The organism is Streptomyces sp. AC550_RSS872 (assembly GCF_019049285.1).
Lineage (GTDB): Bacteria > Actinomycetota > Actinomycetes > Streptomycetales > Streptomycetaceae > Streptomyces.
Genome location: NZ_JAGMUL010000036.1, coordinates 21,130 through 46,578 on the forward strand (window position 1 = coordinate 21,130; position 25,449 = coordinate 46,578).

Here is a 25,449-nt window from a genome sequence, read left to right on the forward strand (position 1 = left end):
GGTTCGCCGAAGTCCGTCGTAACCGATCAGAAAACAACTTGACCGAACACGGTGGCGCAATAACAGCGGTATGTCAGGTCATGCGTCAAGAGATGACGATCGCCGTTTCGGAAACGTGACCGACATCTCGAACCCCCAAGCTCATCGTGGTGATGATCGAACCCGGGAACGTTCACGGCGCCGCCGGGCCGCGGACACGACGCGCACAGTCGTCTGACCTGCTACCGCACGAGCACGGTACTGGTCTCGCTCACCTGGTCGACCTCCGACGTCCGGACGGTCACCTTCATCTCCCACGTTCCGGCGATGGGCAGGTTGAGGAAGCTGTTACCCCAGTAGCCGCCCTTGTCCGTGAGCCCGGCGTCGAGGGGGCCGATGTCCTTGGCGGGGTGGGTGAAGGAGATCCTCAGCTCAGGAACGACGGAGACGCCGCCGTCGGGGCCGTAGACGAGCGCCTCGATCGAGTTGTCGCCGACCCGGCCCGGATCGAGGGTGACCTGCACCTTGCCGTGGCCGCCGGGGGTGCCGACGTCGAAGGGGACGTTGGTGACGGAGGCCCCGATGACCGCGGGCGCCCCCGCCGCCGCGTCGGCCTCCGCCCGGCCGGGCAGCGTGCTGGTGAGGATCGTGGTGATCGCCAGCACGGCGGCACCGACGGCAACCTCGGTGAGGACGGAGCGGCGCAGGGCGCGGCGGTGCGGGTCCGGGGAAGGCGGTGCGTCGGCCGGGGCCGGCGGTACGTCGGCCGGGGGAGACGGTACGTCCGCCAGGGGAGGCGGTACGTCGGCCGGGGGAGGCGGCTCGGGAAGCGCCGGCCCGCCGACCGTCGGCGCGCCGACCGCCTCGGGGACGCGCTCGTTTTCCCGCTCCCGTTCCCGCTCCCGCTCCCGTTCCGGCTCCCGCTCCCGTTCCGGCTCCCGCTCCGGCTCCTGTACGACCGCCTCCGCGTCGACCGTGGTCGTCGCCAGCCGCGCCGTCCAGCGACGCGAGAGGGCCGCCGCCCCGAGGAGCAGGGCCACCGCGGCCAGCTTGAGGATCAGGAGCCTGCCGTACGTCGTGCCGGTGAGCGTGTCCCAGGAGCCGAGGCCGCGCCAGGACTGGTAGACGCCGGTGACGACCAGGACGGTCACGGAAGCGAAGGCGATGCGGGAGAAGCGGGTCACCGCGGCCGGGGTGAGGTGAGCCCGGTACAGGGTCACGAGCAGGGCCGCGAGCCCGCCCAGCCATACCGCCGTGGCGAGCAGATGCAGCGCCGAGGACGTCATCGCCACCGGAACCTGGATGCCGGCGGAGGCGTGCTCGCCGGCGGCCCAGGTCACGGCGAGGCCGACGGCGAGGGCGGCGCCGCCCCAGCCGTACGGCTTGCGCCGCCTGGTCAGGCGTACGAGATAGACGGCGGCGACGGCCAGGAGGCCCAGCCGGGCGACGAGGACCGCACCCGGGCGGCCGGTCAGGGTGCGGGTGAGGGAGTCGGCGCTCAGCGACCCCAGGGGCCCCTCGCCGGTCTCGTACGGGGCGCGCAGCACCAGCAGGGCGAGGGTGGCGCCAAGCAGTGTCCACCAGCTCGCCCTCAGCAGCCTGCGGAGCACGGGCGCGTCCGGCGGACGGCAGACCGCCGTGAACGTCGCCGTACCGATGAGCAGGGCGACGGCGAGGTAGGCCAGATAGCGGGCGATGTTGTAGAGACTCTTGGTCGCCGGGTCCTCGGTGGGGCCGGTGTCCACGGTGGCCGTGGTGAGGGACGCCTTGCCGACGGAGAACGTGAAGGCGCCGGAGACGGGGTGGCTGTCGGCCGACACCACCCGCCAGGCGACGGTGTACGTCCCCTGGGTGAGCTTCGCGGGCAACGTCACCCGGGCGGTGTCGCTGCCGTCCGGGGCGTGCTGCGGCTCGCCCGTGCGCAGACGGCGGCCGTCGGGGTCCAGGACGCGGAAGGAGTCGTCGAGCAGACCGACCGACTCCGTGAAGGTCAGGGTGAGGTGGCGGGGGGCCGACTTGAGGACGGTTCCGTCCTGGGGATCGGTGGCGCGGAGGGCCGCGTGGGCCGACGCGGGGGCCGTGCCGCCGAGGAGGAACAGGACCAGCAGGGTGCCCAGCAGCACCAGCCTTTGAAGCCGTCGCTGTCCTCGACGCCCGCGACGTCCTGGCCGTCCGCCATCACACCTCACGCCGCTTCTCCGTCGTCGATCCGTGCCACCTCGCAGTTACGTACGGATGCGAAGCGTTTCACGCTCACCGACTCACCCGCTCATCTCGAACCAGAGCAGCTTCCCGGCGTGCCGGTCGAAGGTGCCGTCGCCGAGAGAGCCGAGGGAACCGAGGGAACCGAGGGAAACTCCGCCCCAGCAGTCGGCGTATTCCTGTACGAGGCGCAGACCGCGACCACCTTCGGAGTCCGGCGGGGTGAGCGGGATGTGGTCATGAGGCGGTCGGGCGAAGGGGGCGGGAACGCGGGGGTGGCTGTCCCAGACCCCGACGCGCAGAGGCCCATCGGCGAGGGCGGTCAGGCGGAGTGATGCGGGGCCGCTGGTGTGCAGGTAGGTGTTCGTCACCATCTCCGAGGTCAGCAGCTCGACGCGTGAAGCGCCAGGCCGTCCTGTTCGAGGGCACGCCCACCCCCTACACGGCCATCGTCCATGAGGCCGCCCTGCGTATGGGCTTCGGCGGCGCGGACGTCGCCCGCGCCCAGCTGCGGTACCTACTGGAAATGAGCGAGCAGCCGACGGTCACCTTGCTGGTGCTGCCCTTCGGCCAGACCGGCTTCCCCGCCGCGGGACAGCCAATCACGTGCGCGATCGGACCTGTCCCGCAGCTCGACACCGTCGTCCTGGACACTGACCACGGCTGCGAATTCCTGGACGCGGAGGCCCAGCTGAACCGCTACCGCTCCGTACTGGACCACATGGAGTCCCGCGCACTCCCCGAACGCGAATCACGAGACCTGATCCACCGCATCGCCGCCGAACTCTGAGGAACCCACCATGTCCAAACTGACCTGGCAGAAGTCCACGTACAGCGCCGAAGCCGCCAACTGCGTCGAGATAGCCACCACCCCCACCACCATCCACATCCGCGACTCCAAGAACACCACCGGCCCCCACCTCACCCTCCGACTCACCGCCTGGACGGACTTCCTCTCACATACGGCGGCCACGCAGTAATCCGCGTGCAGCAGCCTGAAGCGAAAACCCCAGAAGCCTCACGACGTGAGCGCCCGTCTCGCCGCGCTGATGACGTTCTGCGCGTCAACGCCGTACACAGCGGACTCCCGCAGTGTCTTCCAGGTCCGCAGATAGGTGTCCACGCCGGCTTCGTCGTCGATCCACAACTCAGCGTGCCAGTTCTCGACGATCACTTGGCGGTCGTCGTGGATCCAGAAGCCGACGGCCGGCGGGAGCCTCAGGGTTGCTGAGAGCGGGATGATGCCGAGTTCGACTGTGGTGAGGCCGATGACCCCGGCGAGTCGGTCGAGCTGAGCGGCCAGCACCGAGGGTGGGCAGATCAAGGCGCGCAGGGCTGCCTCCCACATGATGATGTGGAACCGTTTCGTCGAGTCGTACAGGGCCTCCTGTCGCTTCATACGCGAGACCACAGCCTCCTCGATGTCGCGTGGGGACTGATGCAGCTCCGTGAACCGGGTGAAGATCGACCGAGCGTAGTCGGGGGTCTGGAGAACACCGGCGACCATGGCGCCCTGCCAGACGTGAAAGACGCGAGTCTTCGCATGCTCCGCGTTGAGGGCGTCCTGTACGGGCTTATGCCCTGCGGCGAGCTGTCGGCGCCATGATCGAATATGGGACTCGAAGCCCCGTAGCCTGGCGAGCAGTTCGTTGTAGGTCTCGGGCCGGCCGGTTCCTTCTGCCCACATCCGCAGATCGTCGGGCGTTGGTGTCGTCCGGCCGTTCTCCAGTTTGCTGACCTTGGATTTGTGCCATCCGCACTTTTCGGCGAGCCGCGTACCGGTGAGTCGGCCGCCAGGGGCCGTGAGCCGAAGTTCCCGGAGACGTGTTCCGAGCGCTTCGCGTGCCTTTTGGTAGTCCGTGCTCACCGATACACACCTGCTTCTGCTACTCCTTCGCGGTCAGGCCGGCCGCGAACTCCTCGTACGGGATGGCGTGATGCATGGCCGCGTCACGCATCATGGAGTACCGCACAACTTCGGCAGGCTCCGTGATCAGTTCGACGTTGACCAGGTCGTCGGCGTCGTCGAAGTTGAGCAGCGCGACCAACCGCGAGTCGAAGATCCAGAAGTCTTCGGCGGGCAGGTTCAGCCGCTCGGCGTCCGCGCGCCAGAGGTTCGTGATCTTCTCGCCGACGGCGCTGTTTCGGCGTGCGTTGTCCAGCAGGTACAGCTGCCCTGTCGTGGGCGGGTCGTCGACGATCCGGACACGCTCGAACCGCTTGCCGAGTGCGGTCTGTGCGCGGCGCGCTGCGCACCATTCGCCGCTGGCGCCCTCCCAGTTGACACGCTCTCCACGTGTGAACTGTGCGTAGGTTTCGGTGACTTCGTCGGACGCATAGCGTCGCCGAGTCTCCAGCCGCCAGGCTGTGTGCTCGAACTGTGTGAACAGCCGACCGAAGTCGTCCAGGTCGATGATCTTCGCTTGGCGCGTCATGTCCTTGGGCCCCCAGTCCACGAGAAGTTCGCGCGGCACCACGATCGGTACCTCGCCCTCACCGAGGTACTGAAGACGGGTGATGTCCTCGGGGTCCGTGAGCGGCGGGCCGTGCACGATGACTTCTCCCGAGTCGAGGTCTTCATGCACGGAGGGACATCCGTCCTCACCGGAGCCCGTGCCGTTGAAGCGCAGTCGTCGCGCCATGGTCAGTTCCTTTCGCCGGGGGCTGCTGCGCCAAGCCTCCCCAAGGTCGACACTCCATGTGCGCTGTTCAGCGGGCCCGTCTGAGCAACATCAGGGAACTTTCTGCCCTTGTCAAGCAACTTCGGGGAACTCCCATGGCGTCCACCAACTCCCTTTCCTTATCGTCCCGTTCATGGTTGCAGCACACGAGCCGCAGGATGTTCGATCCTCTGGCGCCCACCGAATCTCTCAGGGCAGCACTCTCTCAAGCAGGCAGGATGAGCGGCGCGGGAACGCCGACCGAGGACGGCGGGTTCTCCCCCAGGATGACGCTGAGGGTCTGCACCGTGGCCCGCGAGGGTCGCATCACGAGCGACACCGGTACCCACGGATTCGAGGGCGCCGAAGCCGGGACGACGACGAGCCTCGGGCGGCGGGGCGGTGAGCGTGTCCAGCGATCCCCTCGTGCTGTCGCCGGAATGCGCTGTCGCTGTTCGCCCTGGCTACGAGGACCTGCACGAGTGGTGCCGCCAGACCGAGGATGTCCCACTGCCCGGCGCGCCCAGGGTCTTGCTGGTACACCGCTGCACCTGCGTGTGCCACGGCTACAACCGCCAGGCCTCCACCCAAGACGCCTGCTCCAGCCAGGTCACCTGGTAGCCCCCGCTGGAACGGGATCCGCAAGACGCCCGTGCCGCGCTTCCTGCCCAGGACGGGCTGACAGGCGGGACGGGCCCGAACCGGAACGGCACGACAAGTCTCCGAAGGAGTAGTCCATGACCGTCACGCTCGACGGACCCGCGACAAGCACCCGCACAAGGGACCCGAAGGAACTCCTCAACGCCGTCCAGCCCCACATCAAGCACCTGACGATCAACGTACTGGACAGCGGCACGTCCCTGTGGGACCGCGAGGTCGCCCTGCTGCTGCGCGACCACACGATGGTCCGGGACATGGCACAGCGCATCCTCGGCAACGCCGTGATGTACACCATCGGCTGCATGGAGCACCCAGAGGTCCACCTCGGGGTCGGCAAGCTCGTCGACATCGGCGTTCACCAGCTCATCCTCGACACACCCGTGTGGTGGGCCCTCTGCAACGTGTACAACGAGGGCCGCTACAAGCACCACGCCCCGTTCATCGAGCGCCGCCGCGACGGCCTGTGCCTGCGCACCGCGGATTTCCTCAAGTCCATCGGATTCAACATCGACGAGGAGCTGTGGGCGATCGACGGCACGGACTGCTCGCCGTGCGACAACAAGGTCCCCGACAGCCACTGAACGGCCCTACGCCGGCCCCTGTCCTCGGGCCCCGGGAGGACAGGGGCCGGCCCTTGCGCAGAGGAATCGCCTTGCCCGCACAACACGACATCGCCGCCGAGACGGAACTGTGGGACACCTTCGCCGCCTCCGCCTTCAAGGACGACGCGGAGCCGAGCTTCTGCTGGACCCAGTACGCCGGTCACGGACCCGGTCCGGACCTGCTCGGCAACCCGCGCTCCGTGCTGGAGATCGGCTGTGGAACCGGCCGCGCCCTCGCCTACCTCGCGCAGCGGGGCATCGCCGCTCGGGGCGTTGACCTGTCTCCCATCATGGTCAAGAAGACCACCACGAAGTGGGCCGACACCGGCGCGGAGTTCGTGTGCTCCGAGGTATTGGAGTACCTGAGCGAACACGAGGAGGCCTACGACGCGATCTACTCGATCTTCGGAGCCGCCTGGTTCACCGACCCAGGCCGCCTCTTCCCGCTCGTCCGCCGGCGGCTCAGGCCGGGCGGTGTCTTCGTCTTCTCGCAGCCTCCAGCTATCCCCGGCGCGTATGGGCCGCAGGGCATGTACAAGGGAGGTTTCGCAGGCAGAGCGATGTTCACCTACCGGTACAGCTACCGCGCGCCCGTATGGGAACGACTTCTCACCCGAGCCGGCTTCGCGACGGCTGACGCCGAGGTCCTCGACGCGCCCCACCCTGGGCACATCGGGACGCTCCTCGTCCGCGCGGTCGCTCCGTGACCGGCTTCCCGGTTGAGAGCGTCTTCGTGATTCGATCTGCGACGACTGGTCCAGGGCCACATAGTCGGGTCGCGTCCTCGTCGCTGCCCACAACGCGGAAGACCGTCTGACCCTCCCCTCCCACCAGTCGAGCCGGATGCATCCTCACCCCTGTATCCGGTGCATCCGGCCCGACCGGCACCTCTCGAACGGAACGACAGGTGCACCACCACGGCTATCCATGGACCGGCCCCAAAGACCGCTTCGACAACGAGGCCCTACGGCGCTCCCCGCATCCCGAGCCGCCCCCGGCCGGAAGCAGGCCCGAGCTGATCCAGCGCTACCGCGAAGTGGCAGCGGAGTTCTCCGCCGTGGATCTGCCGCCGCTGACAACGGCGTACTGGCTCGTCAAGCCGCGCGCGCTCATTCGCGGCACCTGGGACGAGGCGAAGGAAGCGGCAGCCTGGCTCGGGGAGCGGCTGGCCGAGTACGCGCCTCGGTTCGCGGACGAGCATGACCGTGACACCAGCCGCCTGAGCCGGCGGGTCGACTCCGCGGCCCTACGATTCGCCACGGGAACCGACGTGTCGTACGGCTTCTACCTCGAACGCCCCACGTACCTGTCACTGGCCGTGGTGACCTGCTCCCCGAACCGCTCGATGCCCGCCCTGTCCTGTCCGCTCGGATGACCACGCCTGAGGCGTTGCCCCACGCCTCGAAGAATCGCGCTGACTCGGGCGGGACCCGACGGTGGACCCGACGGTCAGCAGCGTCGGATCTGCTGCTGCCACACGCTGGGGTCGCCGGTGTTGAGGTACCAGTCGTTGACGTAGCCCGACCGCACCCCCAGGTCGATGAGCATCCAGTAGCGGTAGTTGGGGTTGTCAGCCGCTCCGTCGCCGGTCGTCCAGCAGGCGAGGCCGACCTCGTCACCGTTGAGGAGCGTCCCGTGGGGAACGTTGGCGTACCCGTATCCGGGACCGGTGCGCATCTGTAGCCAGGAACCCGGGTCGATCCCGGTCACCGTCGTGCAGTTCGTCATGTCCCCGGAGACGCTGCACCGGTGGATTGCGGCGTCAGCGGGCGTCGCCAGGCCCAGCACAGCGGCGGCGGTGGCCAGTGCGGTGATGAGCACGCCCGGGCGACGGGGTCGAAATGTCATCGGGATCTACGTCCTCTCGGGTGACTGGTACCAGGTGTGTCCAGCTGATTCGTCATGCTAGGCACGCGTGGGACGAGCAGGTCCCTGACAGATGTCAGGGGGTGGCATGCGCTTCTCACCTCATCGGCCGCGCCTTGAACAGGCGCTTTTCCACAGGGAAGCGAGATACAGCCTTCTGACGCGGGCCTCGGAGAGAGGCCCGTGATCGTGAGGGCGGAGGAAGAAAAGCACCTACTGAGTACGAGCACTCATGCGCGTCGAGACGTCGGCCGACAGGCTTCGCGTATGACGAGTGGCAGAAAGGCTCTGACAGCCCTGCATCTCTTCCTGGTCTGGGCGACGATGGCCGCCGCGGTGCCGACGCTCGGTTTCGGGCTGCTGATGACGAGCTGGGGTGGTGGGGTCGGTGCGACGGTGCCGGTCTTCGCGTTGGGTGTGCCGCTGACGATGGTCCTGCTGGCCATGACGGGCATATCGGCGCAGACCGTGGTGCCGCTGTGCGGGTCCGCACGGCAGCGGCTCGGCTGGGCGGCACTGGTCTTCGTCCTCGGCACGCTCGGCGTCCTGGCGGGTGTGGCTGCCTACGGCGGGGACGTCGACCTGGGAAGCGCCGGTACCCGGATCGCGCTGACGGGGGCGCCGTACGCCGTGGCCGCGGCGTTCTTCGTGCCGAGCCGGTGGGTGCGGCTGGGGGCGTTGGCCGTGCTGGCGGCCGGAGTGGCGTATGGGGGATTCGTCGGCCCGGAGCAGGCGCAGCAGCGTAAGCACGAGGCAGAGATCGCGCGGTATCGGGAGAAGCCGGAGCTGCTGTACATGGGCGATGCGCCGCCGGGCATGGAGGTGTCCCATGCCTGGGTCGGCCCTGCCTCGTTCGTCGTCGACTACCACCCCGTCCGGGAAGGGTACGAGTTGGGTTACGTGGGCCTCGTGGTGCGCTCGCCGTCCACACTGGCACCGCGATGCCCCGAGCCGGCGGAGAAGGGCGCGACCTGCACGGTGGACGCGCACGGTGAGATGGCCATGGTCCGCGACTTCCCCGGCGGTACCCGCGAGGTCACCCTTGCCCGCCGCCACCGGAACTCGAAGGTCGAGGTCGAGGTCGAGGTCAAAAGCCAGAGGCTTGACGAATCCGGGCTACGCCGTCTCCTGGACACTCTGCACCCGCTGTCGGACACAGAGCTGGAGAAGCTGATGCGGGAAAAGAAGATCGACCACCGACTCTGAGTGCCGAGACACAGCCCTCGGCACCAACCACACCACACTCACCACGTCGGCCGAGCCGACACCCCACCGTCCACCACCAGGTCATGCCCCGTGATCCAGGACGCCAGCCCCGACGCCAGGAACACGCACGCGTCCCCCACGTCCTCCGGCCGCCCCAACCTCCCGGCCGGCGCCGCCCGTTCCCAGCGTCGCACCCCCGCCGGCCAGGCCTCCTCCAGCCCTTTCCGGTGAATCAGCCCGGGCGAGACCGTGTTCACGCGGATCCCGAAGGGGCCGTACTCCAGGGCGGCCGCCCGGGCGTGCATCACCACCGCCGCCTTGGACGCGGAGTAGTGGGCGTGCAGCGGGGCGGGGCGGCTCGCCTCGATGGAGGCGATGTGGGTCACCGAACCGCCGCCGCTCTGCTCCCGCATGACCTCGGCCGCGGCCTGCGTACAGGCGAAGACGCTCGACAGGTTGGTGTCCACGACCGCCCGCCACTGCGCCACCGACATCCCGGGAAGCTCCCGCGTCGGCTGCACCCCCGCGTTGTTGACCAGCGCCGTCAGCCTGCCCCCACCCCACTCGGCGGCCTCGCCGACCAGCCGCCGGCACGCGTCCTCGTCCGTCAGATCGGCCCGCAGGACGACGGCCCGCCCACCCGACTCCCGGACGCCCCGCGCCGCTTCGTCCGCCGCCTCCACCACCGTACGGCAATGCAGCACGACCGCCGCGCCCTCCTCGGCGAACCGTGTCGCGATCCCGCGCCCGATGCCGCCGCCCGCGCCCGTGACGAGGGCGACCTGTCCTTCGAGGAGTCCGCGTCCGCTCATGGACGGCACAGTGCCGCGATACGCGCGGCCTCGGAGGGATAGCGCGCCGTCAGTTCCGCCAGGTCGCCGTGCTCGTAGCCCTCGTAGGTGAAGCCGGGGGCCATCGTGCAGCCGAAGAAGGTCCAGGACCCGCCCGCCACCACCCGCGCCCCCATCCAGGTTCCGGCGGGAACGGTGAACTGGATGTGCTGCCCGCGCAGTATGCCGGGACCGAGCACGACGGTACGTGACGTGCCGTCGGGGGCGAGGAGGAGCAGTTCCAACGGGTCGCCCAGATAGAAGTGCCACACCTCGTCGGACGGCAGGCGGTGCAGCGCCGAGAAGTCGTCCGCGGTGAGCAGTACGACGATGGCCGAGCCCTGCGGCCGGCCGTCGGCGAGCTCGGGGCCCGCCCACATCCGCCGGAACAGCCCGCCCTCGCGCGGGATCGGCTCAAGTTCGAAGTGCGCGACGAGGTCTTCGGGAGTCACGCCCGGAAGGCTACCTCCCGAGTGAGGAAGGCCAGTTGGGCCTTCTTCTCCGGGATGTACACGTCGGGGAGGTCGACCTCCGGCAGCACGACCGTCGGCCCCGCCGTGAAGCCCTGCTTGAGGAAGCGGGCGATGGCCTTCTCGTTGCGCACGTCGGGGTCCACCACGACCCGCTGCCGGCCCAGTGTGCGGAACACGTACGACGCGGCGACGGACACGAGCGCCGAGGTCCACCCCGGCCGGCCGCCCTGCGGACCGGCGGGGGCGAGCAGCAGGTGGATGCCGATGTCGCCGGGGCGGACGTCGTAACACTCGCTGACCCGGTCGGCCTCCGGCTCGTATGTCTGGAGAAGCGCCACCGGTTCGGCATCTCGTACGACCATGAAGGCGTGGTGGGTGTCCAGTTTGTCCATGTGCGCGTAGATCCCGGCCACCTGGTCCCTGGTCAGGCCGTTCATGCCCCAGAAGGAGGCCCGCTCCTGGCTGACCCAGCCGTGGACGAGCGCGGCGTCGGCGTGCGGGGCGAGGGGGCGGATACGGAAGGTGCCGAAGCCGTCGACGTCCTGCTCGTGCACGGTCTGCATGGTCTGCATGGTCTGCACGGTCTGCTTGGCCTGCTCGGCCTGCTCGGCCTGCTCGGCCTGCTCGGCCTGCTCGGCCTGCTCGGCCTGCTCGGCCTGCACAGACTGCACGGTCTGCTCGGCCTGCACAGACTGCACGGTCTGCTCGGTCTGCTCGGTCTGCTCGGTCTGCTCAGACATCGGATTCCTTCTGGAGCTTGGTGAAATCGGTGACGACCGGGACCAGATCCCCCGCCAGCCACAGGGGGAGTTGGTCACGGTGGTGGGGCGAGCCCGGGATGCCGCAGGCGCCGAGGGGGACCACCCAGAGGCTCGCCTCGCGGTCGGCCAGGTCCCAGACGTAGCGGGCGGCGGGGCCGCGCGCGCTCAGGTCGCTGAGGCCGGGGACGGCCGAGGTGCACAGCACGCAGTCGTGGTCGCCGGAGAGGCCGGGGGCGTCGTACGACGGGTCGGGGAGCGCCCGCCAGGGGGCGAGGCGGTGGGTGTCGCCCCAGGTGCCGGGCCCTGCTCCGGTGGGCCGGGCCGCCACCTCCTCGACCGCCGCGCGGACGATCCCGGCACGGTCGATGCCGTACAACTCCTCGGCGCGCAGCAGGTGTTCCAGAGCGAAACCGACCCGGGGCAGCAGGGCCAGCCAAGGCAGGAGGACCTCCGGGTAGGCGGGTGGGGCGGACAGCGCGGCGAAGGCGGGGTGCGCGGCGAGTCGCCGTACGACCGCTCCGCGCACCGCCGCGTACACGGCCGCGGGTGCGCTGCTCGCGTCCATGCGGCGGTCCCAGGCCAGGAGGCTCTGCCGGATACGGGCGGCCTCGGGGGTGAGGCCCTCCACCGCGGAAAGGAGGTCCAACAGGGGCTTCGCGGATGCCAGTTGGGTGTCCATGTGGATCGCCGGCATGTCGGCGGCCGACCAGCGCTCCTTCTCCCCCAGCAGGGCCGTGATGCGGTCGGCGCGGTGCGGCGGGGCGAACTCGACCCCCAGGGGTGCGGCGAGGCCACGCTGGTTGGCCATGGCGGCGATGCCGTCGGTGAGGCCGCCCCGGGACGTCTCGTGCCGGCCCCGCCAGTCGTGGCCGGGCTCCCAGGCAGGCACGAGCCGGACCCGGTTGGCCTCCGACCGCACCGGCACCCTCCCGGCGACACGGTGCAGCAGGCCGCCCTCGGTGTCGGCGGCCTGGACGACGTTGACGGGCTCGGCCCAGAGGTCGACGGCACGGTCGACGTCGGCGACGCGGCGGGCACGCAGGAGGGGGAGGAGGGCGCTGAAGCCGAGGTCGGAGGTGACGCGGGGCGGGTAGCGCAGACTGACGGCGAGCGGAGCATCCAGCCCGTCCGGCGTTTGGGGAAGGGGGGACGGCAGCGTCGCGCCGGCGGTCGCACTGACTTCCCCCACTTCCACGTCCGCCACCCCGCTCTCCAGATCCTCCTCCACCCCGCTCTCCAGCCCCTCCGGCCCCCCGATCACCACCGGCCCCCGCTCCGTCTCGATCACCTCGACCTCGACCGGCTCCTCCCCCGCGACCTCCACGACCTCCGTGTGCCGCGCGGCGCGCCGCCAGATCCCGTCCGGACCCAGCGCCTCCACCTCCGCTCCCGTACGCCGCAACCGCTCCCGGTACAGGTCCTGGTAGTCGGCCATGGCGTTGGTGATGCCCCAGGCGACCGTGCCGGTGTGGCCGAAGTGGGCGATGCCGGGGATGCCGGGGACGGCTAGGCCGATGACGTCGAACTCGGGGCAGGAGAGATGGATCTGCTGGTAGACGCCGGGTTCCTCGATGAAGCGGTGCGGGTCGCCGGCGATGATCGGGCGCCCGGTGACGGTCCGTTCGCCGCTCACCAGCCAGCCGTTGCTGCCGGAGGTGCCCGGCCCGTCGGTGGCGAACAGCGCGACCGCGTCGGCGCCGAGATGCCGGACGACCTGCTCACGCCAGAGCTTGGCCGGGAACCCGGCGAACAGGATGTGGATGCCGAGCCAGACGCCGAGCGGGGTCCAGGGCTCCCAACTGCCGGGGGCGAGCCCGGTCCGGGCGAACTCCGGCGTACGGCGGGCGCCCTCGGCCAGGCCCTCGTTGACCCCGTCGACGTACGCCCGCACCCACTCCGCCGTCTCAGGGTCCCGCCCCTCCAGCTCGGCGAAGCAGCGTCTCGCCGTGTCGTCGAGGCGGGCCCGTCTGACGAACCGGTCCCAGGGCAGGGCCTCGGCCCCGAGGAAGGACGCGGACGTGCCCTGGGACCGGTGCCGCTCCACCTCCAGCTGCCAGGCCCGGTCGAGGGCGGTGACGCGGCCCTGTACGCGGGCGAGTTCTCTCGCCCCGGTCGCACGAAGATGCGGAATGCCCCAGGCATCGCGGAAGATCTCGCCGGTCACCTGTGCCCCTCCCTTGCTTTAGGTTAGCCTTGCCTAAGTCATTGGTGCGGGAATGGTACTTGAAGGGTGAAGAAGCCATGGTGCAGGGGCACGGCTGGGAGGGCGCGGTCCTGAAGCTGCTGCGCGCGAAGGACTTCGTCTTCACGGTGACGGGGGCCGAGGACGTCACCGAGCACTACCGCCGGGTCCACCTCACGGACGGCGGCATGCTGGCGGCGACCGGCGTCCACCCCACCATGTGGGTCCGGCTGTGGTTCGACAACGCGGGCAAACCCCACCAGCGCGCCTACACCCTGGTCGACCCGGACCCTGCGGCCGGCACCTTCAGCCTGGAGTTCGCCCTGCACGAGGGGGTCGCCAGCGACTGGGCGCGTACCGCGAAGCCCGGCGACACGATCGAGGCGACCATCCACGGCACGGGCTTCACCGACCCCGACCCGGCCCCCTCCCACGTCTTCGCCGTCGCCGACACCGCCTCCCTGCCTGCCCTCAACTCCCTGCTCGCCACCCTGGCCTCGGCCCCGGCCACCGTGTGGTTCGAGGGCGAGCGCGACGGCCTGCCCTTCCGCACGGCCGGGTCCCGCCACGACGTACGGACGCTGCCGAGGCGCGACGCCGGCGCCCACTTGGTCTCCCAGGTCAAGGAGGCCCTGCCCGACCTCCTCAGGGGCACCCCGGACCCGTACGTCTGGATCGCCTGCGACACGGCGACGACCCGGGCCCTGACGTCGTACGTCAGCAAGGAGCTGGGCCTGCCGAAGCAGCGGGTGAACGCGCAGGGGTACTGGCGCGCCTGACCGGGCCCAGGACTGCGGAGCCCAACCCTCCGGCGCGTACCCGACCCACTGCGCGTAGCCCGACCCACTGCACGGAGCCCAGCCCACGGCACGGAGCCCAGCCCACAGCACGGATCCCGACCCACGGCACGGAGCCCACCCACTGCGCGTAGCCCGACCCACTGCGCGTAGCCCAGCCCACGGCGCGTAGCCCGACCCACGGCGCGTAGCCCAGCCCACGGCACGGAGCCCGACCCACGGCGCGTAGCCCAGCCCACGGCACGGAGCCCAGCCCACGGCGCGGAGCCCGACCCACGGCTGCGGGGCATGGGCCGAGGGGGCATGATCGGGGGCATGGACGTCACCCTTCACCTCGCCCAGGACGCCGAGGCCGACGCGCTTCTCGGCCGCAGCCCGCTCGCCGCGCTGGTCGGCATGCTGCTGGACCAGCAGGTGCCGATGGAGTGGGCGTTCAAGGGGCCGCGCACGATCGCGGACCGGCTCGGCGCGGACGACCTGGACGCGCACGACATCGCCGCGCAGGACCCGGACGCCTTCTCCTCCCTGCTCTCGGAGAAGCCGGCCGTGCACCGCTACCCCGGGTCCATGGCCAAGCGGATCCAGCAGCTGTGCCAGTACATCGTCGAGCACTACGACGGTGACGCCGAACTCGTCTGGAAGGGCGTCGACGACGGCCGCGAACTGCTGCGCCGGCTGGAGGACCTGCCCGGCTTCGGCAAGCAGAAGGCCCAGATCTTCCTCGCCCTGCTGGGCAAGCAGCTGGGCGTCCGCCCCCAGGGCTGGCAGGAGGCCGCCGGCGCCTACGGCGAGACGAAGTCCTTCCGCTCCGTCGCCGACATCACCGGCCCCGAGTCACTGGCCAAGGTGCGGGCGCACAAGCAGGAGATGAAGGCGGCGGCCAAGGCCGCGAAGGGGACGGCGAAGAGCGCGGGGAAGAGCGCGGGGAAGTAGATACGGAGGCCTTCGCGGCCGTAGCCCCGCCGCCCGTGCTGTCATTCGAGTGGCCCGTCCCCGATGGCGAGGTGGGCCGGGTCGTTCTCAGCATGGATCATGACCGAGTCACCGACCGGCTCCCCGTGGGGTCGGGACTACGACGACCGGCGCGTCCATGCCGGACACGCGCCCGGGCCGGGGACCGGCACGGTCGCCCATGAACCCGAGCCGCCGCTCGAAGGCCCCCTGCACGCCCTCTCCCGCGCCGCCTGGCAGGTCGTTCTCGGCACCGGCGTCTGCTCGCTGGTCCTGGGTGTCCTGGTCCTGGTCTGGCCGGGCGCCCCGCTCTTCGTCTCCGGTGTCCTCTTCGGCCTCTACCTCCTGATCAGCGGCGTCTTCCAGCTGATCGCGGCCTTCGGCACGCACCGGACGACCTCGCTGCGGGTGCTGGCGTTCATCAGCGGCATCCTGTCGGTCGTCCTCGGTCTGTTCTGCTTCCGCCGCCCGATGCAGTCGGTCCTGCTGCTCGCCCTGTGGATCGGCATCGGCTGGCTCATCCGCGGCATCACCCAGCTGCTGGCCGCCGCCTCCGACAAGTCCATGCCGGCGCGTGGCTGGCAGATGTTCCTGGGGATCGTCACCGTCCTCGGCGGGATCGTGCTGATCGACTCCCCGATCGAGTCGGTCACCGTGCTGATGGTGCTCGGCGGATGCTGGCTGGTCGCGGTCGGCCTCGTCGAGATCGTCCTCGCGCTCCGCATCCGGGGGCGGGCCCGCCAGGTCCCGCGCGAACTGTGACACGGACGGTGGCACGGACGGTGACAGGAACTGCGATACGCGCCGCGAACCGGTACGCCGAGCGGGCGGTTCTTCCCCCGGACGGGATGAGCCCCGTACGGCCACCGGGGAGATGACCTTCCGTGAGTACCGCGAGTACCGCACGACGCCGCTCGCGCAGCCGCGCCTGGCTGCGGGTCCTCGTGCTGCTGCTCGCCGTCCTGGTACCGGGCGCCCACGCCCAGGCACACGCCACCGCCCTGCCCACCGCGACCGGCGTCTCATCCGGGCCCTCCGGTGCTTCTGGCTCTTCTGGCTCTTCTGGCTCTTCTGGTCCTTCCAGTCCTTCCGGTCCTTCCGGTCCTTCCGGTCCTTCCGGTGAACTCGCCGAGCACGACGTCCTCGACACGGTCCTGCGGCCGCCGACCCGCCCCGACCGGCGCAGCGCGGCCCGCCGGGGACGGCCGGGCCCCGGTCCGCTGCCGCGACCGGCACGCGACGCACGGCCGTGCCCGCCCCGCCCCGCGCCGCCACGGCCGTCGTACCTCCCCCATCTCCCCCGCCTCGCGCACCTCCTGCGCACCGTGGTCCTGCGCTGCTGACCGCCCCCGTCACGCGGTCAGTCAGTACGACACAAGAAGCGGGAGCACAACCATGCCCACCGACCACTACGCGGTCCTGCGCGCCCTGCTGCGAGCGGAAGCCGTACGCAACGCACCGAAGCCGCAGTCGAAGAAGGAGAAGCCGCAGCATCCTCCGAAGGGACGGGAGCGCGGCTGAACGCGGGCGCGGCGGAGGCGGGTCTTCTCCGGGTCACCGCCTCCGCCGCGCCGTACCGAGGGCCGACCGGGTGATCTCGCGCCCGATCTGCGTACCGGTCGAACGAGCCAGGGACTTGAACATGCCGCTCCCGACGACCTGTTCCACGACGGAGGGCCGCTCCTGCCGCTCCCTTCCCCTGGGCGCCTCGCGGATCTCGTCCGGTCCAGCCTCTCGTACGCCGACTCCCTGTCCACAGCCTGTGCATACCGCCCGTACAGCGCGGACGAGGTCACCGCACGCTCCAGCGCGCCCGCCTCCTCGCCCATCCTTCTGGGGCTCCGCCCCAGACCTCGCTCCTCAAACGCCGGCGAGGCCGATTCAGCCCGTCCGGCGTTCGAGGACGAGGCCCGAAGGGCCGACAGCGGGGGGCTGGGGGCGCAGCCCCCAGGGACGGGACGGGTAGGGGCGGCGGGGGCGAGATCCACACGGCCCGCACCACCGATCCGGCCACCACTTCCTCCGGCTTTGCCGATCCATCCCGTTTTGCCACCTCTTTTCCAGCGTCGCACTCCGTCGTCATGGCTGCGCCCGGAAGGTCTTGACCGGTAGGCTTTCCGTGTGATCTTCAAGCGCATCGGAAACGGCCGGCCGTACCCCGACCACGGCCGGGAAAGCACCCGGCAGTGGGCGGACGTCGCGCCGCGCCCGGTCCGCCTCGATCAGCTCGTGACGACCAAGGGTCAGCTCGATCTGGAAACACTGCTGGCCGAGGACTCGACGTTCTACGGCGACCTCTTCGCGCACGTCGTGAAGTGGCAGGGCGACCTGTACCTGGAGGACGGCCTCCACCGCGCGGTGCGGGCGGCGCTCCAGCAGCGCCAGGTGCTGCACGCGCGCGTCCTGGAACTGGACTGACCCCGCACTGCTGACCCCGCACTGCTGACCCCGCACTGCTGACCCCGGACTACTGCCCCCGGACTGCTGACCCCGGCTGACCCGGCCGGGCGCCAGGACGTCGGCAGTTGCCCCTTTCGGGTTGGACCGCGCGACCTCGAATGATCATCTAGTAGGCATTGCCGCTCGCGCGCACTACGCTGCGCCCATGAGCATGCTGACTCCCCCGGGCATGGGCGGCCAGTACCGGATCAAGGGGGACAAGTACCCGCGGATGCGCCGTCCCCGGCGCCGCGGCAGGCTCGTCGTCGCCACCGTCGCCTCCGCCGCCGCGGTCGGCATGATCGGCTGGGGGACGCTGCAACTCATCGATGTCTTCACCGGCGGCGGCGGAGAGGCCTCGGCGGCCGGTCCGAAGGCCGACTGCCGGACCGGGGCGACCCCCTCGGCCACGGCCACCGCCCCCGCCGCGCTGCCCAAGCCGGGCAAGGTCACCGTCAACGTCTTCAACGCCACGACCCGCAGCGGCCTGGCCAAGCAGACCGCGGACGAGCTGAAGAAGCGCGGCTTCAAGATCGGTGACGTGGGCAACGCGGCCAAGGAGTTCGACAAGAAGGTCAAGGGCACCGGTCTCCTGCTGGGCCCGGCCGCGTCCCTGAACACCTCGCTGCCGGTCCTCGCCACCCAGCTCACGACGGCAGAGCGCCGCACCGACGCCGCCCGCAAGGACGCGACCGTCGACCTGATCATCGGCGACAAGTTCAAAGAGCTGACGAAGAAGCCGGACGCCGACAAGGCCCTGGCCGCCCTGGCCAAGCCTCAGCCGACGCCCACTGACAAGAAGGCCTGCTGAAACGCCCCGCTAAGGCAAGGCGAACGACGCCGCCCTACTCGGCAGCCCCGTAAAGACGATCCCCCGCGTCCCCCAGCCCCGGCACGATGTACCCGTGCTCGTTCAGGTGGTCATCCACCGCGGCCGTCACCACCGTCACCGGCGTCCCCGCCAGCTCCCGCTCCATCAGCTCGACACCCTCGGGCGCGGCGAGAAGCACCACGGCCGTCACATCGTCCGCGCCCCTCTTGATGAGCTCCTGGATCGCCGCGACCAGCGTGCCGCCCGTGGCGAGCATCGGGTCCAGGACGTACACCTGACGCCCCGAGAGGTCCTCCGGCATGCGCGAGGCGTACGTGGAGGCCTGGAGCGTCTCCTCGTTGCGGATCATGCCCAGGAAGCCCACCTCGGCGGTCGGCAGCAGCCGGACCATGCCGTCCAGCATGCCGAGGCCGGCCCGCAGGATCGGCACCACCAGCGGGCGCGGGTGGGAGAGCTTGACGCCGGTGGTGCCGGTGACCGGGGTCGTGATGTCGACCGCTTCGGTGCGCACGTCCCGCGTGGCCTCGTAGGCCAGCAGTGTGACCAGCTCGTCGGCCAGCCGACGGAAGGTCGCGGAGTCGGTGCGCCGGTCGCGCAGCGTGGTGAGCTTGTGGGCGACCAGAGGGTGGTCGACGACGTGGAGACGCATGTCCACAACAGTAACCGGGCCGGGTGGGCCCGGCGTCCGCACGCGCGGCAAGCCAAAGGCCATGACATCACCCTTGCGCTGGCATCAAACCGCCCGTCAGAGGGAAAGTGGGAGGGACCGGGAGGGACATACCGGGGGTGGTGTGCCTATGCCTGATCGTGAGTCCCCAGCGGACGCCGCGCAGGAGGAGGCGGACGCCGTGCGTCGCCGGCGCCGCGCCCAGTTCCTGCGGGAACTCGCCGAGGCCCGCGCCCTGCGGGACCGCGTACAGCCGCGCCGCGCCAAGGCTGCCCGCCTGCGCCACGCCCTGCGCATGCGCACGTTCCGCTGGTAGGGCGAGGTCCGGGAAAGATCCGCGCCCTTCTGGGGCGCCTGCGCGGTGGGCGTGCGTGGACAGCCGGAAAAGCCGCGTACGATCCGCACGTGGCGGCAACGAGTGTGCTGGTGAGTCCTTCACGGACGTGCTCGCGGACCCCCTCGGGCCGACGCGATCAAAACTGCCGGACACAGGGAGCCGAAGACGTCCCCTGGACGGCTTGTTTCTGCCACGATTCCGAGTGGGTGGGCTCGGAGCACAGCTCTCCCCGCCCCCAACCTCCGCCGGGGGGACCCCCAACCGGCACGCCTATGACCAGTGGGAGAGTCACGGTGTACTTCGCCGCACTGCTCGCGCGCACCGAAGACGGGTGGGAAGCGAGCGACACAGAGCTCGACGATGTGGAGACCCTGTCGGACCTGGCCGACCTGGCCCGTGAAGCCTCGCCCGAGGACGACACGGTGCTCGTGCTCATCGAGCAGGAGGACGCCTGGTTCGGGGTCGTCCGGATCGATGGCGAGGAAGACCCTCGCATCTACGTCTCGGACGCCGCCGCCGCTGCCCGCAGCAGCTACGGGGAGATCCTGCTCACCGACGAGCTGCTCGGAAGGGAGCCCGGCGACGACAGCGCCGACCTGGACTCCCTGGACCTCGACGGCACGGAGGAGCCCGACGGCGACTCCGACGACGAGGACGGCGGCTCCGCGGAAGCCGTTCCGCACAGCCCCGTCGGCGATACCGAGATCCTCGACGATCTCGGCGTCAGCGAGAAGGAGCTGAAGGCCCTGGACGCCGACGACGCGCTCGGCGCCATCGCCGAGGCGCTGGGCGCCTCGGAGGTGCTGGAGACCGTCCGCTGACCTCGTCCGACCAGGGGCCGGCGCCCGAGGTGCCCGACCCCGTACGCGACCGCTGGCGGGCCGCGATGCGGCTCGCCCTGGACCAGGCCGAACTGGCCGTCCGGGGCGGGGACGTCCCCGTCGGCGCCGTCGTGCTGTCCGCCGACGGCACGACCGTGCTCGGCGTCGGCCACAACGAGCGTGAGGCGACCGGCGATCCGACCGCGCACGCCGAGGTGCTGGCCATCCGGCGGGCTGCGGCAGAGGTCGGGGAATGGCGGCTCTCCGGCTGCACGCTCGTCGTCACGCTGGAGCCCTGCACCATGTGCGCCGGCGCGCTCGTGCAGTCCCGGGTGGACCGGGTGGTGTACGGCGCCCGGGACGAGAAGGCCGGAGCGGCGGGCTCCCTCTGGGACGTCGTACGCGACCGACGGCTCAACCACCGGCCTGAGGTGATCGAGGGTGTGCTCGCCGCGGACTGCGCCCGGATTCTCACCGAGTTCTTCCGCGACCGGTGACCCGGGGTCCCTCCGGGCTCGGTCGTACGAGCTCGGCGAATACCGATTTCTGAGCACGGCCCGGCGTGCTGTAAGGTCTCCCTCGGTAGCGTGTCCGAGCGGCCGAAGGAGCTCGCCTCGAAAGCGAGTGTGGCGCAAGTCACCGAGGGTTCAAATCCCTCCGCTACCGCTCTCCCGAAGGGCCCCGTCGAAAGACGGGGCCCTTCGTGCGATCATGTGCGGTCGTTGGGACAAAAGTGACAGGGGAGGCCGCCGTGGCGGTGAATTCGAAGAAGGTCGCCGTCTACGTCGTCGTGGCCTTCGTGTTCTACGTGATCATCACGGACCCGGCCAAGGCGGCCGACTACGTCCAGATAGGGTTCGAGGGCATATCGGACGCCGCCAAGGCCATCGGCGACTTCATGACGTGGATCGCCAACGGAGGCGACAGCTAGGGCCTGTCGAGGGCCGCATCTTCCGGGAGTACGCATGATCCGCCACCTGGTCCTCTTCAAGCTCAACGAGGGCGTCGAGCGCGACGACCCGCGGGTCGTGGAGGGCGTCGAGGCCTTTCGGTCGCTGGAGGGCAAGATCCCCGAGCTCCGGCACTGGGAGCTCGGCTGGAACATCAGCGACCGCCCCATCGCCTACGACTTCGCGATCAACTCCGCCTTCGAGGACACGGCCGCTCTGCGCGCGTACGCGGAGCACCCCGAGCACCAGGCGGGCGTCACGCTGTGGCGGGAGTTCGCCACCTGGGTGATCGCCGACTACGAATTCTGAGGCCCGGCGCCCCGGTCCGCCCGGAACCCCCCAGAGCCCTCCGCCGGAACGGCGGGGGGCTTTCGCGTGTCTTACGCACCGATCCATTCCCAACACGGGATTATGCGGTACTTGAACACAATGAACTGTCTTGTGATGCTATGACCGCTTTTGACGGATGAGTTGATGGATCACGAGGTGGAGTTGACCGTGCCGGCCAGTACTGCGCCTCAAGCCCCGACCCACTCACCCCAGGAGGACATTCCCGCGTCCCCGCCGCCCCGCAGCCGGGGCGCGGACACCCGGGCCCTCACCCAGGTGCTCTTCGGGGAGCTCAAGGAGTTGAAGCCGGGCACGCCGGAGCACAACCGCGTGCGCGGGGCGCTCATCGAAGCCAACCTCCCGCTCGTGCGATACGCGGCCGCCCGTTTCCGCTCCCGCAACGAGCCCATGGAGGACGTGATCCAGGTCGGCACCATCGGGCTCATCAACGCCATCGACCGCTTCGACCCGGACCGGGGCGTGCAGTTCCCGACGTTCGCGATGCCTACCGTCGTCGGCGAGATCAAGCGGTACTTCCGGGACAACGTCCGCACGGTGCACGTACCGCGCCGGCTGCACGAGCTGTGGGTCCAGGTCAACAGCGCGACCGAGGACCTGACCACCGCCTTCGGGCGCACCCCTACCACCTCCGAGATCGCCGAGCGACTGCGCATCACCGAGGACGAGGTGCTGTCCTGCATCGAGGCCGGACGGTCGTATCACGCCACCTCGCTGGAGGCGGCGCAGGAGGGCGACGGGCTGCCCGGGCTGCTGGACCGGCTCGGCTACGAGGACCCCGCACTGGACGGCGTGGAGCATCGGGACCTCGTCCGGCATCTGCTGGTGCAACTCCCCGAACGGGAGCAGAGAATCCTGCTTCTGCGCTACTACAGCAACCTCACCCAGTCGCAAATCAGTGCGGAACTCGGGGTATCCCAGATGCACGTTTCGAGGCTACTCGCGCGTAGCTTCCAGCGGCTGCGTTCGGCGAACCGGATCGACGCGTAACCGGAAACAGGAGCGACCGGTCACCGTCCCGAGCGAATCGCTCACCAGGGCCGATCCCGACAGTTCTGGGCCGAAAGACCGTCAGACCCCCTTTATCCAGGGCCGATTCGAGTCTCACATGTCGACATGTCACTACAGCGTGTTGCCGACATGTGACATTCTTCGGGAAGCGCGTTTGCCGTGGCTCCGGCTCCGGTATTCAGGTGAAGGCTGGCGTTCCTCGATCGGAGCGTTCGCCACGACCGTCCCGCGACCCAAAGGGGGTGGCATGTCCGCAGACCAGGGCAGCTCGAAGGTGCTCACGCTCACAAAGAGCGAATCCGCGCCCGACGCCGTTCTCGACGACGTCACGGCTCTGGAGGCCGTGCCGGCCCCGGCCCTTCCGACGTCGGATTCGATCGACACCCGCACCCTGTCCCGCTCCCTGTTCCTGCGGCTCGCCGCCCTGGACGAGAACAGCCCCGAGCGCGCGTACGTCCGGGACACCCTGATCGAGCTCAACCTCCCGCTCGTGCGCTACGCGGCGGCCCGCTTCCGCTCGCGCAACGAGCCCATGGAGGACATCGTCCAGGTCGGCACCATCGGCCTGATCAAGGCGATCGACCGCTTCGACTGCGAACGCGGCGTGGAGTTCCCGACGTTCGCGATGCCGACGGTGGTCGGCGAGATCAAGCGGTTCTTCCGCGACACCTCCTGGTCGGTGCGCGTCCCGCGCCGGCTTCAGGAGCTGCGCCTGGCCCTCACCAAGGCCAGCGACGAGCTCTCCCAGAAGCTGGACCGCTCCCCGACCGTCACCGAACTCGCCGCCGTGCTGGGCGTGTCCGAGGAGGACGTCGTCGACGGCCTCGCGGTCGGCAACGCGTACACCGCCTCCTCGCTGGACTCCCCGGCCCCGGAGGACGACGGCGGCGAGGGCTCCCTGGCCGACCGGCTCGGCTACGAGGACACCGCGCTCGAGGGCGTCGAGTACCGCGAATCCCTCAAGCCACTGCTGGCCAAACTCCCGCCCCGCGAACGGCGGATCATCATGCTCCGCTTCTTCGCCAACATGACCCAGTCGCAGATCGGCGAGGAGGTCGGCATCTCCCAGATGCACGTCTCCCGGCTGCTGACCCGGACCTTGGCGCAGCTGCGCGAGGGCCTCATCTCCGACTGACCCCTCCCGCTCCCTTCATATTTGACGGAGCGTCAGCCACCATGGCCGGATGCTTCGCCGGATATGGACGACCATGACCCCTGGCCGTCGGTGCGCCCTGCTCGGCGCGTCGACGGCCGTCGTCTGCCTGGGCGGGGTACTGGCCGCGTGCGGTGGCGGCGGGAGCGGTGACGGGTACGTCGCGACAGGCGCGGCGGGCGGTCCGCCGAGGATGTCCGTCACGGCCGCCGCGCCGACGGGCGAGGTGACGCTGGTGCCGCTGGACGAACCGGAGAGCGACGGTCTCACCGGCGGTGGTTCGAGCAACACCCCGGAGCGGCAGGGAAGTCAGAAGTCGGCACCCCCGGCCGCACCCGGCGGAGGTCAGCGCCCGGCCGGGTCTCCGGGCGGCCCCGGCTCCGCAGCGACCGCACCCGATGCGGCCGCACAGCCGGGAAGCTCACCCGAGCCCCCGGCCTCCTCGACACCCTCGGGCTCCTCGACACCCTCGGCCTCCTCGGGCTCCTCAGGCCCCTCGGCCCCGTCGGCACCCGCCTCGCCGGCGAAGCTGACCGTGAGCGACCCCGTACGGGAGCCCACGGACCAGCGCTGGTGCGAGAAGGTCACCCTCGACTTCCACAACTCGGGCGGCACAGCCGTGCGTTCCGGCACCGTCACCTTCGGCACGCACGTCATCGGCGCGCTCGGCATCGACTGGGCGACGGTCGAGTCCACGCGGAAGCTCCCGGCGCCGATCGGGGCCGGGAAGCGCAAGGAGCAGACCTGGACGGTGTGCGTCGACGCCTGGCACGTGCCGCTCGGCATGCACATCGAGACGCGGGACGTCACCGTCCGGTGGGAGTAGCAGCCGTACGGCCTACTTGAACGCCAGCCACGCCACCGCGGCGACGACCGCCACGGCGACGACGACGCCGAGGATCAGGCCGATGCGGGGACCGGAGGAGGCGGCGGCCTGCTGCTGACGACCGCCCTGCGGGCCCTCGTCGACGAACGCGCGGAACATCTGGGTGCTGCCTGCGGGGTCGTGGTTGCCCTGGGGGCCCTGGGTGTTAGCCATGGGCTGAGACCCTAGCGAATTCGCCCGTTCGGCCCAAGTGGGGGCTCCCGCCCTGCACAGGGGGTCACAGGACCCACCCCACCTGCACATTTACGGTCGCAATACTTGCCTTTGCCAAGTTTTTGCGGCCCACCCTTCCCCTGTTGTTTGCCTGTAGCAACCAATCGATTCTATGGTTGCCCTAAGCAACAAATGGCGGAGGTGTGATGGCCGAGCAGGCGCAGTACGAGGAGCTGGTCCGTCAGTTCAGCGCCTTCGGCGCCGTGAAGCGGGAGATGGGACGGACGCTGCCGTCCGACTGCCCCGCCGGTTCCGCCGCCGTACTGACCTTGCTGAGCCGCCACGGGCACATGCGCATGAGCAAGCTCGCCGAGCTGCTGGCCGTGGACATGTCGGTCACCAGCCGGCATGTCGCGCACGTGGTCGAGCGGGGCTGGATCGAGCGGTCCCCCGACCCGGCGGACAAGCGCTCGCGCATCCTGCGTCTCACGCCCGCGGGCGTGGCACAGGTGGACCGGCTGTCCCGGTGCACCACCGAGATGCTCGCCCAACGCCTGAGCGACTGGACCGACGACGAGGTGGCCCAGCTCACCCGGCTCATGGCGCGGCTGAGGTCGTGCTTCGACGAACAGACCCCCCGTACACCCGCGACACCCGCGATCACCCAGTAAGAGAAGGAAGCC

The 25,449-nt window shown here is 70.1% G+C and carries 33 protein-coding genes, 1 tRNA gene and 1 pseudogene; 23 read left to right on the forward strand and 12 right to left on the reverse strand.

The window, feature by feature from the left end:
* Positions 1-221 precede the first annotated feature (221 nt).
* Both KUM44_RS16980 and KUM44_RS16985 read right to left on the reverse strand, forming a co-directional pair.
* Positions 222-2,102, reverse strand: coding sequence for a copper resistance protein CopC (locus KUM44_RS16980; protein WP_217208728.1), 1,881 nt, complete (start codon positions 2,100-2,102; stop codon positions 222-224).
* A 138-nt stretch (positions 2,103-2,240) separates the two neighbouring features.
* Complete coding sequence (locus KUM44_RS16985) at positions 2,241-2,555, reverse strand: ATP-binding protein (RefSeq protein WP_308402632.1); 315 nt, start codon at positions 2,553-2,555, stop codon at positions 2,241-2,243.
* A gap of 23 nt (positions 2,556-2,578) precedes the next feature.
* Between KUM44_RS16985 and KUM44_RS16990 the strand changes: the two genes are divergently transcribed.
* Positions 2,579-2,971 carry a DUF5753 domain-containing protein gene (locus tag KUM44_RS16990; RefSeq protein ID WP_217208729.1) on the forward strand — a complete coding sequence of 131 codons (393 nt, stop codon included), beginning with the start codon at positions 2,579-2,581 and terminating at the stop codon, positions 2,969-2,971.
* A gap of 10 nt (positions 2,972-2,981) precedes the next feature.
* Positions 2,982-3,161, forward strand: a complete 180-nt coding sequence (locus KUM44_RS16995) for a DUF397 domain-containing protein (RefSeq protein ID WP_217208730.1) — start codon at positions 2,982-2,984, stop codon at positions 3,159-3,161.
* A gap of 38 nt (positions 3,162-3,199) precedes the next feature.
* Here KUM44_RS16995 and KUM44_RS17000 read toward each other — a convergent pair whose 3' ends face one another.
* Positions 3,200-4,048 (reverse strand): helix-turn-helix transcriptional regulator, encoded by an 849-nt coding sequence (locus KUM44_RS17000; protein ID WP_217208731.1) that lies wholly within the window; start codon positions 4,046-4,048, stop codon positions 3,200-3,202.
* A gap of 19 nt (positions 4,049-4,067) precedes the next feature.
* On the reverse strand, positions 4,068-4,823 hold the full coding sequence (locus KUM44_RS17005) for a DUF6879 family protein (protein WP_217208732.1): 756 nt from the start codon (positions 4,821-4,823) through the stop codon (positions 4,068-4,070).
* A gap of 755 nt (positions 4,824-5,578) precedes the next feature.
* Between KUM44_RS17005 and KUM44_RS17010 the strand changes: the two genes are divergently transcribed.
* The 3 genes from KUM44_RS17010 to KUM44_RS17020 all read left to right on the forward strand — a co-directional run bounded on the left by KUM44_RS17010 (position 5,579) and on the right by KUM44_RS17020 (position 7,478).
* Entirely contained in the window at positions 5,579-6,082 is a 504-nt protein-coding gene (locus tag KUM44_RS17010) for a hypothetical protein (RefSeq protein WP_217208733.1), read from the forward strand.
* A 71-nt stretch (positions 6,083-6,153) separates the two neighbouring features.
* Positions 6,154-6,810 (forward strand): bifunctional 2-polyprenyl-6-hydroxyphenol methylase/3-demethylubiquinol 3-O-methyltransferase UbiG, encoded by a 657-nt coding sequence (locus tag KUM44_RS17015; RefSeq protein WP_217208734.1) that lies wholly within the window; start codon positions 6,154-6,156, stop codon positions 6,808-6,810.
* 200 nt (positions 6,811-7,010) lie between these two features.
* Positions 7,011-7,478: a hypothetical protein gene (locus tag KUM44_RS17020; protein ID WP_217208735.1), complete on the forward strand. Its 468-nt coding sequence runs from the start codon at positions 7,011-7,013 to the stop codon at positions 7,476-7,478.
* A 74-nt stretch (positions 7,479-7,552) separates the two neighbouring features.
* On the opposite strand, the gene KUM44_RS17025 is transcribed toward KUM44_RS17020, so the two are convergent.
* Complete coding sequence (locus tag KUM44_RS17025) at positions 7,553-7,951, reverse strand: hypothetical protein (protein WP_217208736.1); 399 nt, start codon at positions 7,949-7,951, stop codon at positions 7,553-7,555.
* A gap of 285 nt (positions 7,952-8,236) precedes the next feature.
* Between KUM44_RS17025 and KUM44_RS17030 the strand changes: the two genes are divergently transcribed.
* On the forward strand, positions 8,237-9,175 hold the full coding sequence (locus KUM44_RS17030; protein ID WP_217208737.1) for a hypothetical protein: 939 nt from the start codon (positions 8,237-8,239) through the stop codon (positions 9,173-9,175).
* A 38-nt stretch (positions 9,176-9,213) separates the two neighbouring features.
* Here KUM44_RS17030 and KUM44_RS17035 read toward each other — a convergent pair whose 3' ends face one another.
* The 4 genes from KUM44_RS17035 to KUM44_RS17050 form a co-directional block, all read right to left on the reverse strand.
* Complete coding sequence (locus KUM44_RS17035) at positions 9,214-9,987, reverse strand: SDR family NAD(P)-dependent oxidoreductase (RefSeq protein ID WP_217208738.1); 774 nt, start codon at positions 9,985-9,987, stop codon at positions 9,214-9,216.
* On the reverse strand, positions 9,984-10,457 hold the full coding sequence (locus KUM44_RS17040) for a cupin domain-containing protein (protein WP_217208739.1): 474 nt from the start codon (positions 10,455-10,457) through the stop codon (positions 9,984-9,986). The genes KUM44_RS17035 and KUM44_RS17040 overlap by 4 nt, the downstream gene beginning before the upstream one ends.
* Complete coding sequence (locus KUM44_RS17045; protein WP_217208773.1) at positions 10,454-11,050, reverse strand: GNAT family N-acetyltransferase; 597 nt, start codon at positions 11,048-11,050, stop codon at positions 10,454-10,456. The genes KUM44_RS17040 and KUM44_RS17045 overlap by 4 nt, the downstream gene beginning before the upstream one ends.
* A 160-nt stretch (positions 11,051-11,210) precedes the next feature.
* The gene (locus KUM44_RS17050; RefSeq protein ID WP_217208740.1) at positions 11,211-13,403 is read right to left on the reverse strand and encodes a penicillin acylase family protein; all 2,193 of its coding nucleotides are present in this window, start codon (positions 13,401-13,403) and stop codon (positions 11,211-11,213) included.
* 77 nt (positions 13,404-13,480) lie between these two features.
* Between KUM44_RS17050 and KUM44_RS17055 the strand changes: the two genes are divergently transcribed.
* The 5 genes from KUM44_RS17055 to KUM44_RS46795 all read left to right on the forward strand — a co-directional run bounded on the left by KUM44_RS17055 (position 13,481) and on the right by KUM44_RS46795 (position 16,690).
* A complete protein-coding gene (locus KUM44_RS17055) occupies positions 13,481-14,200 on the forward strand; it encodes a siderophore-interacting protein (protein WP_217208741.1) in 720 nt (239 codons plus the stop codon).
* A 333-nt stretch (positions 14,201-14,533) separates the two neighbouring features.
* Positions 14,534-15,151, forward strand: coding sequence for an HhH-GPD-type base excision DNA repair protein (locus tag KUM44_RS17060; RefSeq protein WP_217208742.1), 618 nt, complete (start codon positions 14,534-14,536; stop codon positions 15,149-15,151).
* A gap of 99 nt (positions 15,152-15,250) precedes the next feature.
* The gene (locus KUM44_RS17065; protein ID WP_217208743.1) at positions 15,251-15,931 is read left to right on the forward strand and encodes an HdeD family acid-resistance protein; all 681 of its coding nucleotides are present in this window, start codon (positions 15,251-15,253) and stop codon (positions 15,929-15,931) included.
* A 122-nt stretch (positions 15,932-16,053) separates the two neighbouring features.
* The gene (locus KUM44_RS17070; protein WP_217208744.1) at positions 16,054-16,512 is read left to right on the forward strand and encodes a hypothetical protein; all 459 of its coding nucleotides are present in this window, start codon (positions 16,054-16,056) and stop codon (positions 16,510-16,512) included.
* A gap of 52 nt (positions 16,513-16,564) precedes the next feature.
* Positions 16,565-16,690, forward strand: a complete 126-nt coding sequence (locus KUM44_RS46795) for a hypothetical protein (RefSeq protein ID WP_302186013.1) — start codon at positions 16,565-16,567, stop codon at positions 16,688-16,690.
* A 33-nt stretch (positions 16,691-16,723) separates the two neighbouring features.
* Here KUM44_RS46795 and KUM44_RS45430 read toward each other — a convergent pair.
* Positions 16,724-16,989 (reverse strand): annotated as a pseudogene (locus KUM44_RS45430) (ATP-binding protein); the annotation flags it as partial.
* Between the two features lie 301 nt (positions 16,990-17,290).
* Here KUM44_RS45430 and KUM44_RS17075 point away from each other — a divergent pair.
* Positions 17,291-17,587 (forward strand): type II toxin-antitoxin system VapB family antitoxin, encoded by a 297-nt coding sequence (locus KUM44_RS17075; RefSeq protein ID WP_003999914.1) that lies wholly within the window; start codon positions 17,291-17,293, stop codon positions 17,585-17,587.
* A gap of 211 nt (positions 17,588-17,798) precedes the next feature.
* The gene (locus tag KUM44_RS17080; protein ID WP_217208774.1) at positions 17,799-18,419 is read left to right on the forward strand and encodes a LytR C-terminal domain-containing protein; all 621 of its coding nucleotides are present in this window, start codon (positions 17,799-17,801) and stop codon (positions 18,417-18,419) included.
* 34 nt (positions 18,420-18,453) lie between these two features.
* Here the strand turns inward: KUM44_RS17080 and upp are convergent, their stop codons facing one another.
* Positions 18,454-19,089, reverse strand: coding sequence for a uracil phosphoribosyltransferase (upp, locus tag KUM44_RS17085; RefSeq protein WP_217208745.1), 636 nt, complete (start codon positions 19,087-19,089; stop codon positions 18,454-18,456).
* Between the two features lie 148 nt (positions 19,090-19,237).
* Between upp and KUM44_RS17090 the strand changes: the two genes are divergently transcribed.
* The 9 genes from KUM44_RS17090 to KUM44_RS17130 all read left to right on the forward strand — a co-directional run bounded on the left by KUM44_RS17090 (position 19,238) and on the right by KUM44_RS17130 (position 24,553).
* On the forward strand, positions 19,238-19,423 hold the full coding sequence (locus KUM44_RS17090; protein ID WP_217208746.1) for a hypothetical protein: 186 nt from the start codon (positions 19,238-19,240) through the stop codon (positions 19,421-19,423).
* A gap of 314 nt (positions 19,424-19,737) precedes the next feature.
* Positions 19,738-20,265, forward strand: a complete 528-nt coding sequence (locus tag KUM44_RS17095; protein ID WP_217208775.1) for a hypothetical protein — start codon at positions 19,738-19,740, stop codon at positions 20,263-20,265.
* A 65-nt stretch (positions 20,266-20,330) separates the two neighbouring features.
* On the forward strand, positions 20,331-20,762 hold the full coding sequence (gene tadA, locus KUM44_RS17100; RefSeq protein WP_254389644.1) for a tRNA adenosine(34) deaminase TadA: 432 nt from the start codon (positions 20,331-20,333) through the stop codon (positions 20,760-20,762).
* Positions 20,763-20,846: 84 nt separating this feature from the next.
* Positions 20,847-20,931, forward strand: a tRNA-Ser gene (locus tag KUM44_RS17105).
* Positions 20,932-21,016: 85 nt separating this feature from the next.
* Positions 21,017-21,196, forward strand: a complete 180-nt coding sequence (locus KUM44_RS17110) for a hypothetical protein (protein WP_217208748.1) — start codon at positions 21,017-21,019, stop codon at positions 21,194-21,196.
* Between the two features lie 34 nt (positions 21,197-21,230).
* Positions 21,231-21,524 carry a Dabb family protein gene (locus tag KUM44_RS17115; RefSeq protein ID WP_217208749.1) on the forward strand — a complete coding sequence of 98 codons (294 nt, stop codon included), beginning with the start codon at positions 21,231-21,233 and terminating at the stop codon, positions 21,522-21,524.
* Positions 21,525-21,689: 165 nt separating this feature from the next.
* Positions 21,690-22,553, forward strand: coding sequence for an RNA polymerase sigma factor SigF (locus KUM44_RS17120; protein ID WP_217208750.1), 864 nt, complete (start codon positions 21,690-21,692; stop codon positions 22,551-22,553).
* A 268-nt stretch (positions 22,554-22,821) separates the two neighbouring features.
* On the forward strand, positions 22,822-23,709 hold the full coding sequence (locus KUM44_RS17125; protein ID WP_217208751.1) for an RNA polymerase sigma factor SigF: 888 nt from the start codon (positions 22,822-22,824) through the stop codon (positions 23,707-23,709).
* A 73-nt stretch (positions 23,710-23,782) separates the two neighbouring features.
* Positions 23,783-24,553 carry a hypothetical protein gene (locus tag KUM44_RS17130; RefSeq protein WP_254389639.1) on the forward strand — a complete coding sequence of 257 codons (771 nt, stop codon included), beginning with the start codon at positions 23,783-23,785 and terminating at the stop codon, positions 24,551-24,553.
* A gap of 12 nt (positions 24,554-24,565) precedes the next feature.
* Here the strand turns inward: KUM44_RS17130 and KUM44_RS17135 are convergent, their stop codons facing one another.
* The gene (locus KUM44_RS17135; protein ID WP_217208753.1) at positions 24,566-24,766 is read right to left on the reverse strand and encodes a hypothetical protein; all 201 of its coding nucleotides are present in this window, start codon (positions 24,764-24,766) and stop codon (positions 24,566-24,568) included.
* Between the two features lie 206 nt (positions 24,767-24,972).
* Between KUM44_RS17135 and KUM44_RS17140 the strand changes: the two genes are divergently transcribed.
* Positions 24,973-25,437 (forward strand): MarR family winged helix-turn-helix transcriptional regulator, encoded by a 465-nt coding sequence (locus KUM44_RS17140; RefSeq protein ID WP_217208754.1) that lies wholly within the window; start codon positions 24,973-24,975, stop codon positions 25,435-25,437.
* Positions 25,438-25,449: the final 12 nt, after the last annotated feature.

What these genes read in the sequence shown, in the direction of transcription:
- KUM44_RS17140 (WP_217208754.1), top strand. Translation starts at nt 24,973, where the DNA reads ATGGCCGAGCAGGCGCAGTACGAGGAGCTGGTCCGTCAGTTCAGCGCC.
- KUM44_RS17090 (WP_217208746.1), top strand. Translation starts at nt 19,238, where the DNA reads ATGCCTGATCGTGAGTCCCCAGCGGACGCCGCGCAGGAGGAGGCGGAC.
- KUM44_RS17135 (WP_217208753.1), bottom strand. Translation starts at nt 24,766, where the DNA reads ATGGCTAACACCCAGGGCCCCCAGGGCAACCACGACCCCGCAGGCAGC.
- KUM44_RS17030 (WP_217208737.1), top strand. Translation starts at nt 8,237, where the DNA reads ATGACGAGTGGCAGAAAGGCTCTGACAGCCCTGCATCTCTTCCTGGTC.
- KUM44_RS16985 (WP_308402632.1), bottom strand. Translation starts at nt 2,555, where the DNA reads ATGGTGACGAACACCTACCTGCACACCAGCGGCCCCGCATCACTCCGC.
- KUM44_RS17065 (WP_217208743.1), top strand. Translation starts at nt 15,251, where the DNA reads ATGACCGAGTCACCGACCGGCTCCCCGTGGGGTCGGGACTACGACGAC.
- tadA (WP_254389644.1), top strand. Translation starts at nt 20,331, where the DNA reads ATGCGGCTCGCCCTGGACCAGGCCGAACTGGCCGTCCGGGGCGGGGAC.
- KUM44_RS46795 (WP_302186013.1), top strand. Translation starts at nt 16,565, where the DNA reads ATGCCCACCGACCACTACGCGGTCCTGCGCGCCCTGCTGCGAGCGGAA.
- KUM44_RS17115 (WP_217208749.1), top strand. Translation starts at nt 21,231, where the DNA reads ATGATCCGCCACCTGGTCCTCTTCAAGCTCAACGAGGGCGTCGAGCGC.
- KUM44_RS17010 (WP_217208733.1), top strand. Translation starts at nt 5,579, where the DNA reads ATGACCGTCACGCTCGACGGACCCGCGACAAGCACCCGCACAAGGGAC.
- KUM44_RS17055 (WP_217208741.1), top strand. Translation starts at nt 13,481, where the DNA reads ATGGTGCAGGGGCACGGCTGGGAGGGCGCGGTCCTGAAGCTGCTGCGC.
- KUM44_RS17025 (WP_217208736.1), bottom strand. Translation starts at nt 7,951, where the DNA reads ATGACATTTCGACCCCGTCGCCCGGGCGTGCTCATCACCGCACTGGCC.
- KUM44_RS17060 (WP_217208742.1), top strand. Translation starts at nt 14,534, where the DNA reads ATGGACGTCACCCTTCACCTCGCCCAGGACGCCGAGGCCGACGCGCTT.
- upp (WP_217208745.1), bottom strand. Translation starts at nt 19,089, where the DNA reads ATGCGTCTCCACGTCGTCGACCACCCTCTGGTCGCCCACAAGCTCACC.
- KUM44_RS17125 (WP_217208751.1), top strand. Translation starts at nt 22,822, where the DNA reads ATGTCCGCAGACCAGGGCAGCTCGAAGGTGCTCACGCTCACAAAGAGC.
- KUM44_RS17035 (WP_217208738.1), bottom strand. Translation starts at nt 9,987, where the DNA reads ATGAGCGGACGCGGACTCCTCGAAGGACAGGTCGCCCTCGTCACGGGC.
- KUM44_RS17005 (WP_217208732.1), bottom strand. Translation starts at nt 4,823, where the DNA reads ATGGCGCGACGACTGCGCTTCAACGGCACGGGCTCCGGTGAGGACGGA.
- KUM44_RS16995 (WP_217208730.1), top strand. Translation starts at nt 2,982, where the DNA reads ATGTCCAAACTGACCTGGCAGAAGTCCACGTACAGCGCCGAAGCCGCC.
- KUM44_RS17080 (WP_217208774.1), top strand. Translation starts at nt 17,799, where the DNA reads ATGGGCGGCCAGTACCGGATCAAGGGGGACAAGTACCCGCGGATGCGC.
- KUM44_RS17045 (WP_217208773.1), bottom strand. Translation starts at nt 11,050, where the DNA reads ATGCAGACCATGCAGACCGTGCACGAGCAGGACGTCGACGGCTTCGGC.
- KUM44_RS17120 (WP_217208750.1), top strand. Translation starts at nt 21,690, where the DNA reads ATGGATCACGAGGTGGAGTTGACCGTGCCGGCCAGTACTGCGCCTCAA.
- KUM44_RS17130 (WP_254389639.1), top strand. Translation starts at nt 23,783, where the DNA reads ATGACCCCTGGCCGTCGGTGCGCCCTGCTCGGCGCGTCGACGGCCGTC.